Source organism: Luteimonas sp. TWI596 (assembly GCF_039674105.1).
Lineage (GTDB): Bacteria > Pseudomonadota > Gammaproteobacteria > Xanthomonadales > Xanthomonadaceae > Luteimonas.
In genome coordinates, this window is sequence record NZ_JBDJMU010000020.1 from 29528 (window position 1) to 42462 (window position 12935).

The window sequence follows — 12935 nt, forward strand, 5'->3', positions numbered from 1 at the left end:
CGCCCGGAGGCGCTGGGATAGACTGCCCGACGCTATTGTGTCACCCACATCGACCCGCTGCCGCGGGTGCAGGACATCCATGGCCCGGATCGATTACGAAGACGACGACGATCTCGACGAGGCAGTGCCGTCGACCTGGCACCGCCGCCTCCTGAGCTGGATGCTGGCGCTGATCGGCCTGGGACTCGGTTTTCTGATTCCCTACACGCTGTATCTCAATCACCAGGTCGGCGAGCGCTTCGGCGCCCTGCGCTGGCAGATGCCCACCCGCGTCTACGCCCGCCCGCTGCATCTGGCCCAGGGGGGGGCGATGAACGCCGCCACGCTCAAGACCGAACTGGCCGCGGCCGGCTATCGCGAAGGCGACGGGGTCAAGCCCGGCACCTACGCCACCGAGGGCGCGCGCTGGACGATCTCCAGCCGTGGCTATCGCGATGTCGACGGCGTCGTCGCGCCTGCGCGCGTGCAGGTGTCGCTGTCGGGCGGCCGTATCTCGCGGCTGCGCGATGGCGCGGGCGGTGCGATCGAAGCTGCGCGGCTGGACCCGGCGCGCATCGCCACCCTGTACGGACAGCAGCAGGAAGAGCGACGCTTGGTCCGCGTGCAGGAGGTGCCGCAGCTGCTGACCGACACGCTACAGGCGGTCGAGGACAAGGACTTCGCGCACCACCACGGCATCGATCTGAGCGGCATGGCGCGTGCGGCGCTGGTGAACCTGCGCGCCGGCGAGGCGCGGCAGGGGGCGAGTACGTTGACCCAGCAGCTTGCGCGCAGCGGTCTTTTGGGCATCGGTCGCGAGCAGACCTACACCCGCAAGTTCAACGAGGTCCTCTACGCGCTGCTGATCGAGGCGCGCTACGACAAGGGCGCGATCCTGGAGGCCTATCTCAACCAGGTGTACCTCGGCCAGCGTGGCGCGCAAGCGATCCACGGCGTCGCCGCCGGTGCCGAGTTCTGGTTCGGCCGCCGGATCGACGACCTGGAGCCCGAGCAGGTTGCGCTGCTGGTCGGCATCATCCGCGGGCCGTCCTACTACGACCCGCGGCGCCAGCCCGAGCGCGCGCAGGCCCGGCGCGATTTCGTGCTGGGCAAGATGCGCGAAAGCGGGCTCATCGACCAGGCCGCCTACGATCGCGCGCTGACACGCCCGCTGAGCGTGACCGATACGCCCGGCAACATCGCCGCCAATCGCTTTCCCGCTTATGTCGACCTGATCCGGCGCCAACTCGCCAACGATTATCCGGCCGGCGCGTTGCAGGGCGCCGGGCTGTCGGTCATGAGCGCGATGGTGCCGTCGGCCCAGGCCTATGCCGAAGGCGCGACCGTGCGCACGCTCAAGGACCTGGGGACGCGCGGGCGCCCGGAACTGCAGGCCGGCCTGGTGGTCACCGACGTGCATACCGGCGAGGTCATCGCCGCGGTCGGCAGCCGCGTGCCGAGCGAGCATGGCTTCAATCGCGCGTTCGAGGCGCACCGGCCGGTCGGATCGCTGCTCAAGCCCTTCGTCTACCTGATTGCGCTCAGCAACCCCACCCGCTATTCGCTGGCCAGTTGGGTCGACGACTCGCCGGTCACGGTCACGCTCGAGAACGGCAAGCGCTGGTCGCCCGGCAACGCCGACGGCCGCAGCCACGGCACGGTGCGGCTGATCGATGCGCTGGCCAGCTCGTACAACCAGTCCACGGTGCGCGTGGGCATGGATGTCGGACCGCGCGCGCTGGCCGACGTGGTGCACATGCTGACCGGCATCCGCGCCGAGGCCAATCCGGCGCTGATCCTCGGCGCGATGGACCAGAGCCCCTATGCAATGGCCCAGCTCTATCAGTTCCTGGCATCGGGCGGCGAAGTGCAGACGCTGCGCACCGTGCGCGGCGTCATCGACGAGCAGGGGCGCGTGGTCAACCGCTACGACACCCAGCCCAGTCCCGCGCAGCAGAGCGATGCGCTGTCGGCGCGGGTGGTCACGATCGCGCTGCAGCACGCGGTGACCTCGGGCACCGCGCGCCGGCTGGTCAACGACGGCCTGGGCCGGCTCAACGCCGCCGGCAAGACCGGCACCAGCAACGACGGGCGCGACAGTTGGTTTGCAGGCTGGACCGGCGACCACTTGGGCGTGGTGTGGGTTGGCAACGACCAGAACGCGCAGACCGGGCTGGTCGGCGCGACCGGTGCGATGCGGGTGTGGTCCGGGCTGTTCTCGCGGCTGCCCAGTGCACCGCTCGACGTGGGCAGCGAGGGCCTGGAATGGCAGTGGGTGGCGCAGTCCACTGCGACCGATGCCGACTGCCCGGGCGCACGTCGGTTCGCATTCGTCGCCGGGTACGCGCCGCCGTACCAGTCGTGCCGCGGCTACGACCAGGACGGCCAGCCCACGTACATCGACCAGAACGGCAACCCGGTCGACGCCAATGGCGCGCCGATCGAGACCGAGCGGCGCGGCTGGCGCGAGTGGTTCGGCTTCGGCCGCCGCGATCGCGACGAATCACCGCCCGCGCCGCCGCAACCGCCATCGCCGCCGCAGCCCGCGGCCCAGCCGCCTGCCGAGGAATCCCCCCAATGACCGCCTTCCTGTTGCGCGGCGCCCGCTGCGCCGCCGTGCTCGCGCTGGCTGCGTGCACCACACCGCCCACATCCACCCCGGCGGCCGCCCCGGCGAGCACCCTTGCGCCGCAGGCGATGGTCGCGGCGATCCGCGCTGCCAGCGGCGACGGCGACGGTGAGCTGGCGGTGCAGCCCCTGCGCGATCCGATGGTCGAGGATCTGCGCGAACGCGCAGTCGTACTCGAAGGCCAGGGCGACGTGGCCGGCGCGGCGGCCGCGCTCGATCAGGCGCTGGAGATCGTGCACGACGACCCTGCGCTGCTGCAGGAGCGCGCCGAACTGGCGATCCTGCAGCGCGAGTTCTCGCGCGCGGCGGAGATGGCCGAGCGTGCGCATGCGATCGGCAGCCAAGTCGGCCCACTGTGTCGCCGGCACTGGATCACGCTCGAACAGGTCCGGCTTGCCGCGGGCGATACCGCCGGCGCGACCGCCGCACGGACACAGGCCGACGGCTGCCGCGTCGCCGGCCCACAGCGCTACTGAGTCCGGACTGCGACGTCGGAGTGCCGGCACCTGACGCCAACGGCCTGGCTGCACGCAGCCGCGAGGCGCTGGTCGAAGGCGGCCTACTGGCGGCGCACATTCCGGCCTTCCGTCCGCGTCCGGCGCAGCAGGCGCTGGCGATGGCGGTCGGCGACGCGATCGAGCAGCGCACCACGCTGCTGGCCGAAGCCGGCACCGGCACCGGCAAGACCTTCGCCTACCTGGTGCCGGCCCTGCTGTCGGGCTTGAAGACCATCGTTTCGACCGGAACGCGGGCGCTGCAGGACCAGCTCTACCACCGCGACCTGCCGCGGGTGCGCGACGCGCTCGGCAGCGGTCTGCGCAGCGCGTTGCTCAAGGGGCGCGCGAACTATCTGTGTCTGTATCGGCTGGAGCAGGCGCGCGGCGCGCCGCGGCTGGCGACGCGCGATCAGATCCACCAGTTCCAGCGCATCGTCGCCTGGGCCGGGCGGACCCGGCTGGGCGATGTCGCCGAACTCGACGGCTTGCCCGAGGACACGCCGCTGTTGCCGATGGTCACCTCCACCGTCGACAACTGCCTGGGCAACGACTGCCCGTTCTGGAGCGAATGCTTCGTGGTCCAGGCGCGCCAGCGGGCGCAGGCCGCGGACGTGGTCGTCGTCAACCACCACCTGCTCCTCGCCGACCTGGCGCTCAAGCAGGAGGGGTTCGGCGAAATTCTCCCCGGCGCCCAGGCCTTCATCGTCGACGAGGCGCACCAGTTGCCGGAATTGGCCGCGCAGTTCTTCGGCGAGGGCCTGAGTGCGCGGCCGCTGGTCGAACTGGCGCGCGACGCCGTTGCCGAGTGCCGCGACGTGCCAGGCGCGCTGCCGGTGCTGCAACTGCCGGCGCAGACGCTCGACGGCGCGGCGCGAGGGCTGCGGATGGCGATGGACGGCCTGCCGGCCCGCGGCACCCGCTATCGGGCGCTGTACCAGCCGGCGGTCGAGGAGGCGCTGCATGCGCTCGATGAAGCCCTGGTGCATCTGCGCGACGTCCTGACGCCCTTGCGCGAGGCCTCGCCCGGGCTCGATGCCTGCCACGCCCGCGCGCTGCTGTGCCTGACCCGACTGCGGCGCTGGAACGACGGCGCTGCGTCCGCTGCCATGTTCGATGATGCGCACGTCGAGGACGCCGACGAAGCCACGCTGGCCGAACGCCCCGGCGATGACAGCGTGCTGTGGTACGAGCTGACGCCGCGGGGCTTCCGCCTGCAGCGCACGCCGTTGGACGTGTCGGCTCCGCTGCGCGCGCATCGCGAGGTCTCTCAGGCGGCCTGGGTGTTCACGTCGGCGACGCTGGCGGTGGACGGCAGCTTCGCGCATATCGCCAAGCGGCTGGGGCTCGACGCCCCACAGACGCTGCTCGCGCCGAGCCCGTTCGATTGGGCGCGCCAGGCGTTGTGCTATCTGCCCCCCCGACTGCCCACGCCGGCCGCGCCCGCCTACACGGCCGCCGTGGTCGACGCCCTGCTGCCGGTGCTGCACGCATCGGGCGGGCGCGCGTTCGTGCTGTTCGCCTCGCATCGCGCGCTGCGCGAGACCGCAGTGCTGTTGCGTGCGTCGTCGCGCTGCCCCTGGCCGTTGTTCGTGCAGGGCGAGGCGCCGCGACACGTGCTGCTGCAGCGCTTTCGCGAGTCCGGCAACGGCGTGCTGTTGGGCGCTGCGAGTTTCCGTGAGGGCGTGGATGTCGCCGGCGACGCGCTGAGCGTGGTCGTCATCGACAAGCTGCCGTTCGCCGCCCCGGACGACCCGGTGTTCGAGGCGCGGCTCGATGCGATCCGCCGCGCCGGCGGCAATCCGTTCCGCGACGAGCAACTGCCGCAGGCGGTCATCGCCCTCAAGCAGGGCGTCGGCCGGCTGATCCGTACCGAGGCCGATCGCGGCGTGCTGGTGCTGTGCGATCCGCGTTTGCTCGGACGCGGTTACGGTGCGCTGTTCCTGGACTCGCTGCCGCCGCTGCCGCGCACGCGCGAGATCGCGGATGTCGAGGCGTTCTTCGCCGCGCCACCTGCGACAATCCCTGCCGGCGCGACCGACGCCGCCCTCCCGCTTCCCGAATCCCGGCCTTCATGAAACTGCTCGCGTTCGAAACCGCCACCGAAGCCTGCTCCGTCGCCATCTGGGACGACGGTCGCGTGCTCCATCGCAGCGAAGTCGCGCCCCGGCGCCATGCCGAGCTCGCGTTGCCGTGGGCCGATGCACTGCTGGATGAGGCCGGAATTGCACGCAGGCAGCTCGATGCGGTCGCGGTCAGCCGGGGCCCGGGCGCCTTTACCGGCGTGCGCCTGGGCATCGCGCTGGTGCAGGGCGTGGCGCTGGCGCTCGATCGCCCCGTCGTCGCCGTCTCGACGCTGGCCGTGCTCGCATTGCGCGCCGGTGCAGGCGAGGACGCGCACGTGCTCGCGGCGATCGATGCGCGCATGGGCGAGGTCTATCGCGCCGCATTCGCGATGCGTGCAGCCGGACCGGAGGCGCTGTCCGACGAGCGGGTCGGTGCGCCCGACACGATCGCATTGCCGGGCGCGGGTGAGGTCTGGTACGGCGTGGGCACCGGCTTCGGCGTCGCCGATGGCGTATTGGCGACGCGCCTGGGCGCGTCCAAGGCGCGGATCGACGCGACCGCGTTGCCGCAGGCGGCCGATCTGGCCGCCCTGGCGGCCGCGGCGTTCGCCCGGGGCGAGGCGGTCGCGCCGGAGCGGGTCGAGCCGGCCTATCTGCGCAACGATGTCGCGCTGACGCTGGCCCAGCAGCAGGCGCGCCGCGCTGAGCGTTGAGCGGACCTTCAGAGCGTCTGCGACTGTCCTATCCTGGGTCCACCCCCATGCGGAAGCCGACCATGTCCTCGCCGTCGCCTGCAGATGCGCGCCCATCGTCCACCGTACCCCCCGGCCGGCGTCTGCGCGGCTGGCTGCGCCGTGAGGGGCTGCCGCTGGTCGTGCTGCTCGGCCTGTTGCTGATCGCACGCTCGTCGCTGGCCAACCACTATCACGTGCCCAGTGGCTCGATGACGCCGACGCTGCAGCCGGGCGACCGCGTGGTCGTCGACATGCGCGCCTACGGCCTGCGGGTGCCGTTTACCGAGTGGATCCTATGGCCGGGCGACCGACCGGCGCGGGGGGACGTGGTCGTGTTCCGCTCGCCGGCCGATGGCATCCGACTCATCAAACGGGTCGTCGCCACCGGCGGCGACCGGGTCGACCTTGTCGATGGCCATCTATCGATCAACGGGGTCGCGCTCGCGCCGGTGGCCGGCGCGCCCGAGGATTTCGGCGCCCGCCAGGCGGTGCTCGACCTGGCGGACGGCGGGGGGCCGGACATCCATGGGCTGCGGGTGCCGGCAGGGCATGTGCTGGTGCTCGGCGACCATCGCGGCGCGAGTCTCGACGGCCGCTGGTTCGGCGTGGTGCCCAGCAGCGCGATCTACGGGCAGGCCCGCGGCGTGTTCTGGCGACGGGGCGAGGGCGCGGGCTGGACGCCGCTGTGACCGCGGCCGATGCGCAGATCCGCTTCGACGATGGCGCACGCTACGAACGCTACATGGCCATCTGGAGTCGGCTCGTCGGCGACCGGTTCCTCGGCTGGCTCGCGCCGGCGCCGGGGTTGGACTGGCTCGACGTGGGCTGCGGCAACGGGGCGTTCACCCAGACGCTGATCGCGCGCTGCGCGCCGGCGCAGGTGTACGGGCTCGACCCGTCCGTGCCGCAGGTGGCGCATGCGCGGGCGCGACTGGCCGGCGATGCGGCGCATCTGCTGGCCGGCGATGCGATGGCGTTGCCGTTTCCGCCGGCCAGTGTCGATGCGCTGGTCATGCCGCTGGTGATCTTCTTCGTACCCGACCCGGAACGCGGCGTGGCCGAAATGGTGCGGGTCGGGCGTCCCGGCGCGCTGGTCTCGGCTTATGCCTGGGATCTGACCGGCGGCGGTTTTCCTTATCACGCGCTGCAGGCGCGGCTTCGCGCCCGTGGGGTCGTGCTGCCTGCGCCGCCGTCGCCGGATGCCTCGCGCGTGGAGGTGCTGCAGGCATTGTGGGCCGGTGTCGGCCTGTGCGAGGTGCGCACGCATTCAATCGAGGTGCGGCGCACCTTCGCCGACTTCGACGATTACTGGCAGACCGTGCTGGAGGCCCCCAGCATCGGCCCGCAACTGGCCCGGTGGCAGCCGGCGCAGGTCGCGCAGTTCGCCGCCGAGGTTCGCGCCGAACTTCCGGTCGACGGTGCGAACGGCGCGATCACGGTCGGCGCGCGGGCCCATGCCGTTGCCGGCCGCGTGCCGGGTGGGCGATAACCGGCGCCGTAGGCGTCTGCGCACAGCCGCGTCATCCAGCCTCGGGCGGGGGCGCCATGCGTGGCGGCAGGCCTACTCGGCACGTCATGCTCTGGGCGTGCGCGGTCAGTCGTCCACCAGGGCGCCATCGGGCAGGAAGTTCCAACTGCGGGTGACGTGCAGGATGTCGATCTGTTCGTCGGTCGGCGGCAGCGGTGGGTAGGGTTCGGCGAGCCGGGCGATCCGCAGCGCGGCATCGTCGAGCAGGGGCACGCCGCTGCTGCGGATGACATCGGCACGCTCCACCGAACCGTCGCGTCGGATCGCCACGCTGATGACCAGGCGCCCGGCCAGGCCGCGCCGGCGGGCCTCGTCGGGGTAGTTCAGGTTGCCCACGCGCTCCACCCGGTCCACCCATTGCCGCAGGTACGTGGCGTAGACGTACTCCTGGGTGCTGGCGGACACGAACTTGCGCTTGGGCCTGCGCGCGTAGCGCTCCGAGCGCAGGTGGATCTCCGCGGCCAGCCGTGCCATCTCCAGGTCGCGTTCGACCCGTTCGGGGCCGGGCGGCAGCGTGCGGCGCTCGGCCTGAGGCGTGGGATCGGGACTCGCCACGCGGGGCTGACCGCGTGCGCTGGCGACCACGCGCTCGCGCGGAGGCGGCTGGGTGTCGGGCGATTGCGCACGCAGCGGGCGCGGCGCGACGCCGGCCTCGGGGTGCGGCTGCAAGCCCGGTCGCGGCTCGCGCGGCCGCAGGCTGCGCGTGTCCTCGCCGCCGCCCTGATGGCTGGCCTGGGCGAGGAAATCGGCCTGGGCCTGGGTCAGTGGACGCGTGGTCTCGGTCAGGATCACATCCAGCGTCGGCACCACCGGTGCGGCGTCTTCGGTCGAAAAGCCGATGCCCAGCACCAGCAGCCCATGTACCAGCAGCGACAACGCCAGCGTTGCGCCCAGGCGCGCGTCGTCGCCGATCCGCGGCGGCGACGCGGCGGTCACGGCCTGCGGTCGTCGGCGCTAGCGACGCGCATCCGGGGCGATCCGGGACCGGGCCTGTGTCATCCGCGCTCGATCGCGTCGAACAACTGCCCGGCGATGTTCAGCCCGAACTGCGCATCGAGCTCGCGCACGCAGGTCGGGCTGGTGACGTTGACCTCGGTCAGCCAATCGCCGATCACGTCCAGGCCGACGAAGCGCATGCCGCGTGCGGCGAGCGTCGGGCCGACCTGGGCGGCGATCCAGCGGTCGCGCTCGCTCAGCGGGCGGCCCTCGCCGCGACCGCCGGCGGCCAGGTTGCCGCGGAACTCGTCGCCCTGCGGGATCCGCGCCAGGCAGTAGTCCACCGGCACGCCGTCGATCAGCAGGATGCGCTTGTCGCCGTCGACGATCTCCGGCAGGTAGCGTTGCGCCATCGCCAGCCGCCGGCCGCCGTCGGTCAGTGTCTCGAGGATCACGTTGAGGTTCGGGTCGCCGGCTGCGGCGCGGAAGATCGAGCGTCCGCCCATGCCGTCGAGCGGCTTGAGGACCGCCTGGCCGTGCTCGGCGACGAAGGCCTTGAGTGCGGCCGCGTCGCGGGCCACTCGCGTCGGTGGGCAACACTGCGGGAACGCGAGCGCGCCGAGCTTCTCGTTCATGTCGCGCAGACCCTGAGGATCGTTGACGATCTGCGCGCCCTGACGCTGGGCGACGCTGAGAATCTGGGTGTCGTTGATGAACTCCGGGTCGACCGGCGGATCCTTGCGCATCAACACCACGTCGCCCTCGCCGAAGCGATGCAGCGCCGGGGCGCCGAGGCTGAACCAGTCGGCGGGATCGTCGCGCACGGTCAGCGGCGCCAGTGTCGCCACCGCGTCGCCGCCGGCCATGCCCAGTGCGCCGGGCAGCACGTACTGCAGGCGGTGCCCACGCCGCTGCGCCTCGAGCAGCATCGCGAACGTCGTGTCCTTGGCGATCCGGATCGAGCCGATCGGATCCATCACCACGACGACGTTCAGCGACATACCGGCATCCACGCAGAGGGAAAGCCGGCATGTTAGCAGGGCCTTTGCGGCGCACCTGGCGCCGGTGCGTGTACGCTTGACAGCCCAGCCGCCCGCTGGGATATAACTTCGCGATGCTGCGGCGCCGAATCGGCGCGTCGGGCAGGGGACAGCGACCGCATGAGCAGTGACGACAGACCATCCACCGGATGCCTCGACGGCCTGCGGGTGATGGTGATCGACGATTCGAAGACCATTCGACGGACCGCCGAGACGCTGCTCCGCCGCGAAGGGGCCGAGGTGGTGACCGCGGTCGACGGCTTCGAGGCCCTGGCCAAGATCGTCGAGCACGCACCGCAGGTCATCTTCGTCGATGTGATGATGCCCAGGCTCGACGGCTACCAGACCTGCGCGCTGATCAAGAACAACCGCCGCTTCGGCACGACCCCGGTCATCATGCTCTCGTCCAAGGACGGGTTGTTCGACAAGGCGCGTGGTCGGATCGTCGGTGCCGACGAATACGTCACCAAGCCGTTCACGCGCGAGGAATTGCTCGATGCGATCCGTCACCACGTCGACGCCTGAGGGGAAAGGCATGGCCCGCATCCTGTTGATCGAGGACTCGCCCACCGACACCGCGGTGTTGACCCAGTGGCTGGAGCGGCATGGCTACGAAGTGCTCGCGGCGGCCAATGCCGAGGACGGCATCGCGTTGTGTCGCAGCGAGCGGCCTGACTTGGTGCTGATGGATGTCGTGCTGCCGGGCATGAGCGGCTTCCAGGCCACCCGTGCGTTGGTGCGCGATCCGCAGACCGCGGCCATCCCGGTGGTCATCGTCAGCACCAAGGGCATGGAGACCGACCGCATGTGGGGCCTGCGCCAGGGGGCGAAGGGCTATCTGGTCAAGCCGCCGACCGAAGCGGCGTTGATCGCGCAGATCCGCCAGGTCCTGGGCGGGTGAACGCCTCGGCGCCCGATCTCGCGGCACCGGCGCCGGGGCCGTTCGCACTGCTGGCCGACTATGAGCGGCGCAGCCTGGCGCACGTCGTCGGGCTGCCCGAACAACTGGACGCGCCTGGCCTGTGGCGCGGTGTGGGCTATCGGGTCGGTCGCCGGCTGTTGGCCTCGGCCTTCGACGAAGTCGTCGAGATCCTGGCAATGCCGCCGGTCACGCCCGTTCCCGGCGCCCAGCCCTGGATGCTCGGGGTGGGCAACGTACGCGGCGCACTGCTGCCGATCGTCGATCTGCGGCAGTTTTTGGAAGGCGAGCCCAGTGCGCGGCAGGACGGTCAGCGGATGCTGCTGGTCCGCCAGCCCGGGGGCGACGTCGCGGTGACGATCGACGCCCTGTTGGGCCAGCGCAGCTTCCTGGAACAGGACCAGGTGCCGCCCGACCGTATCGCCAGCGGGCGCTATGCGCACTTCGTCGAGCGCGCCTACGCGCAAGCCGGTACGGTCTGGGGGGTCTTCAGCCTCGATCGCCTGGCCCGCACGCCCGAGTTCAGACATGCCGCGGCCTGACGCCGCGGCGCGCACCACGATCAGGAAACGCAACGCATGAGCACAGTGGTCGATCCCAGCGCAGGCAAACGGCGCATTCTCGGCACGAACTTCTGGGTCGTGATGATGATCGTCGCCGGCACGGTCCTGGTCCTCAACACCGGCTACGGCACCTGGCGCGCCGCGCAACTCGGCAGTGCCAGCCTCTCGGCCTCGAACCTGCGCGTGGACAGCCAGCGGCTGGCCAATCAGGGGTCGGAAGCGGCGCGCGGCAATGCGGTCGCGTTCGCGGCGTTCAACGCCACCCGGGCGCAGATCGAGCGCGACATCCGCCAGCTCGAGGAGCGCTACGGCAGCACTGCGGGCGTGTCCGGCCCGATCCGCAAGGTCGCCGCAACCTGGGATCCGCTGGGCGAGAGTGCGGCGCGGCTGGCCGAAGGCGAAGCGGCGGTCACTGCGTTTGCCGGCCACGCCGAGCGTTTCAGCCAGCGCGTGCCGCAGTTGCAGGCGCTGCTCGACGAACTGGTGCGGGCGATGTCGAGCAGCGGCTCGCCGTCGTCGCAGGTGTACATGGCGCTGCGCCAGGTGGTGATCGCCGGCGACATGGCGCGCCGGGTGACCGAGGTACAGGCCGGCGGCAGTGTCGCCGCGGTGGCCGGCCAGGGCTTGCGCCGGAACGTCGAGGACTTCCAGCAGGTCATGACCGGCCTGCGCGAAGGTGACCCGACACGCGAGTTGCAGGCGCTGACCAACGGCAACGCGCTTGCGGCGCTCGCACGCGCCGACGAGGCCTGGACGCAGATGCGCACCGACCTGGAGGCGATCCTGGCCAGCAGCGAGCCGCTGTTCCAGGCGCAGGCCGCGGCCGGTGAGCTGGTGGCCGGCTCCGACCGGCTGCTGGGCGACAGCGAGGCGCTGTTCAACGCCTTCACCGCCTTCGGCTCGCTGCAGGACCGCAGCCTGCTCGGCAACGTGTGGGTCAGCATCGTCGCCGGCCTGTTGGCGCTGGCCGCGATCGCCGGCCTGGTGACCGAGCTCAATCGCGCCCAGCGGCGGCGCTACGAGACCTCGCTGGAGCTCAACAACCGCAACCAGGAAGCGATCATGCGCCTGCTCGACGAGATGGGCGCGCTCGCCGAGGGCGATCTGACCGTCAAGGCCTCGGTCACCGAAGACATCACCGGCGCGATCGCCGATTCGATCAACAACGCGATCGAGCAGTTGCGCAGCCTGGTGCAGACCATCAACGACACCTCGGTGCAAGTCGCCTCGAGCGCGCAGGAAACCCGCGCCACCGCGATGCACTTGGCCGACGCCGCCGAGCATCAGGCCCACGAGATCAATTCGGCCTCCGATCGCATCAACGAGATCGCCGTCAGCATCGACCAGGTCTCGCGCAATTCGTCCGAATCGGCCGACGTCGCCCAGCGCTCGGTGCGCATTGCGACCAAGGGCGCCGGCGTGGTGCGCGAGACGATCGCGGGCATGGATTCGATCCGCGACCAGATCCAGGAGACCTCCAAGCGCATCAAGCGCCTGGGCGAGAGCTCGCAGGAGATCGGCTCGATCGTCGAGCTGATCACCGACATTTCCGAGCAGACCAACATCCTGGCGCTCAATGCTGCGATCCAGGCCGCCTCGGCCGGCGAGGCGGGACGCGGCTTTGCGGTGGTCGCCGACGAAGTGCAGCGACTGGCCGAACGCGCCACCGGCGCCACGCGGCGTATCGAAACGCTGGTGCAGACGATCCAGTCCGACACCAACGAGGCGGTCACCTCGATGGAGCAGACGACCTCCGAGGTCGTCGCCGGTGCGCGGCTGGCCGAGGACGCGGGCACCGCGCTGGGCGAGATCGAAAGCGTGTCGACGAGCCTGGCCGACCTCATCGAGGGCATCTCCTCGGCGGCGCAGCAGCAGTCTTCGGCCGCGACCAACATCACCGAGGCCATGCACACGATCCAGTCGATCACCGCGCAGACCTCGCGCGGCGCCAGCCAGACCGCCGATTCGATCGGCAACCTCGCCCAGCTCGCCGCCGACCTGCGCCGTTCGGTCGCCGACTTCAAGCTGCCGACCTGAGCCGGACACG

12 protein-coding genes are annotated in these 12935 nt (G+C 71.1%); 10 read left to right on the forward strand and 2 right to left on the reverse strand.

The window, feature by feature from the left end; translation table 11 throughout:
• The first annotated feature begins 79 nt into the window (after nucleotides 1-79).
• Genes mrcB through ABE487_RS14290 form a run of 6 tightly spaced genes read left to right on the forward strand, consistent with a single transcriptional unit; the run spans nucleotide 80 to nucleotide 7391 of the window.
• On the forward strand, nucleotides 80-2560 hold the full coding sequence (mrcB, locus tag ABE487_RS14265; RefSeq protein WP_346452528.1) for a penicillin-binding protein 1B: 2481 nt from the start codon (nucleotides 80-82) through the stop codon (nucleotides 2558-2560).
• Nucleotides 2557-3084 (forward strand): hypothetical protein, encoded by a 528-nt coding sequence (locus tag ABE487_RS14270; protein WP_346452526.1) that lies wholly within the window; start codon nucleotides 2557-2559, stop codon nucleotides 3082-3084. The genes mrcB and ABE487_RS14270 overlap by 4 nt, the downstream gene beginning before the upstream one ends.
• A gap of 20 nt (nucleotides 3085-3104) precedes the next feature.
• Nucleotides 3105-5180 (forward strand): ATP-dependent DNA helicase, encoded by a 2076-nt coding sequence (locus ABE487_RS14275; protein WP_346452525.1) that lies wholly within the window; start codon nucleotides 3105-3107, stop codon nucleotides 5178-5180.
• Nucleotides 5177-5881, forward strand: coding sequence for a tRNA (adenosine(37)-N6)-threonylcarbamoyltransferase complex dimerization subunit type 1 TsaB (tsaB, locus tag ABE487_RS14280; RefSeq protein ID WP_346452523.1), 705 nt, complete (start codon nucleotides 5177-5179; stop codon nucleotides 5879-5881). The genes ABE487_RS14275 and tsaB overlap by 4 nt, the downstream gene beginning before the upstream one ends.
• Before the next feature lie 47 nt (nucleotides 5882-5928).
• Complete coding sequence (gene lepB, locus ABE487_RS14285) at nucleotides 5929-6591, forward strand: signal peptidase I (RefSeq protein WP_346452521.1); 663 nt, start codon at nucleotides 5929-5931, stop codon at nucleotides 6589-6591.
• Complete coding sequence (locus ABE487_RS14290; RefSeq protein ID WP_346452520.1) at nucleotides 6588-7391, forward strand: class I SAM-dependent methyltransferase; 804 nt, start codon at nucleotides 6588-6590, stop codon at nucleotides 7389-7391. Before lepB ends, ABE487_RS14290 begins: the two co-directional genes overlap by 4 nt.
• Before the next feature lie 105 nt (nucleotides 7392-7496).
• Here ABE487_RS14290 and ABE487_RS14295 read toward each other — a convergent pair whose 3' ends face one another.
• On the reverse strand, nucleotides 7497-8366 hold the full coding sequence (locus ABE487_RS14295) for an energy transducer TonB (RefSeq protein WP_346443031.1): 870 nt from the start codon (nucleotides 8364-8366) through the stop codon (nucleotides 7497-7499).
• A gap of 59 nt (nucleotides 8367-8425) precedes the next feature.
• Nucleotides 8426-9367 carry a glutathione synthase gene (gene gshB / locus ABE487_RS14300; protein WP_346452518.1) on the reverse strand — a complete coding sequence of 314 codons (942 nt, stop codon included), beginning with the start codon at nucleotides 9365-9367 and terminating at the stop codon, nucleotides 8426-8428.
• A 159-nt stretch (nucleotides 9368-9526) separates the two neighbouring features.
• Between gshB and ABE487_RS14305 the strand changes: the two genes are divergently transcribed.
• The 4 genes from ABE487_RS14305 to ABE487_RS14320 are packed head-to-tail and all read left to right on the forward strand — an operon-like array spanning nucleotide 9527 to nucleotide 12925.
• Nucleotides 9527-9931 carry a response regulator gene (locus tag ABE487_RS14305; protein ID WP_346443028.1) on the forward strand — a complete coding sequence of 135 codons (405 nt, stop codon included), beginning with the start codon at nucleotides 9527-9529 and terminating at the stop codon, nucleotides 9929-9931.
• 10 nt (nucleotides 9932-9941) lie between these two features.
• Entirely contained in the window at nucleotides 9942-10307 is a 366-nt protein-coding gene (locus ABE487_RS14310; RefSeq protein ID WP_346443027.1) for a response regulator, read from the forward strand.
• Nucleotides 10304-10867 (forward strand): chemotaxis protein CheW, encoded by a 564-nt coding sequence (locus ABE487_RS14315; protein ID WP_346443025.1) that lies wholly within the window; start codon nucleotides 10304-10306, stop codon nucleotides 10865-10867. The genes ABE487_RS14310 and ABE487_RS14315 overlap by 4 nt, the downstream gene beginning before the upstream one ends.
• A 36-nt stretch (nucleotides 10868-10903) precedes the next feature.
• Entirely contained in the window at nucleotides 10904-12925 is a 2022-nt protein-coding gene (locus tag ABE487_RS14320) for a methyl-accepting chemotaxis protein (protein WP_346452516.1), read from the forward strand.
• Nucleotides 12926-12935: the final 10 nt, after the last annotated feature.

What these genes read in the sequence shown, in the direction of transcription:
- mrcB (WP_346452528.1), top strand. Translation starts at nt 80, where the DNA reads ATGGCCCGGATCGATTACGAAGACGACGACGATCTCGACGAGGCAGTG.
- ABE487_RS14270 (WP_346452526.1), top strand. Translation starts at nt 2,557, where the DNA reads ATGACCGCCTTCCTGTTGCGCGGCGCCCGCTGCGCCGCCGTGCTCGCG.
- tsaB (WP_346452523.1), top strand. Translation starts at nt 5,177, where the DNA reads ATGAAACTGCTCGCGTTCGAAACCGCCACCGAAGCCTGCTCCGTCGCC.
- lepB (WP_346452521.1), top strand. Translation starts at nt 5,929, where the DNA reads ATGCGGAAGCCGACCATGTCCTCGCCGTCGCCTGCAGATGCGCGCCCA.
- gshB (WP_346452518.1), bottom strand. Translation starts at nt 9,367, where the DNA reads ATGTCGCTGAACGTCGTCGTGGTGATGGATCCGATCGGCTCGATCCGG.
- ABE487_RS14305 (WP_346443028.1), top strand. Translation starts at nt 9,527, where the DNA reads ATGAGCAGTGACGACAGACCATCCACCGGATGCCTCGACGGCCTGCGG.
- ABE487_RS14310 (WP_346443027.1), top strand. Translation starts at nt 9,942, where the DNA reads ATGGCCCGCATCCTGTTGATCGAGGACTCGCCCACCGACACCGCGGTG.
- ABE487_RS14320 (WP_346452516.1), top strand. Translation starts at nt 10,904, where the DNA reads ATGAGCACAGTGGTCGATCCCAGCGCAGGCAAACGGCGCATTCTCGGC.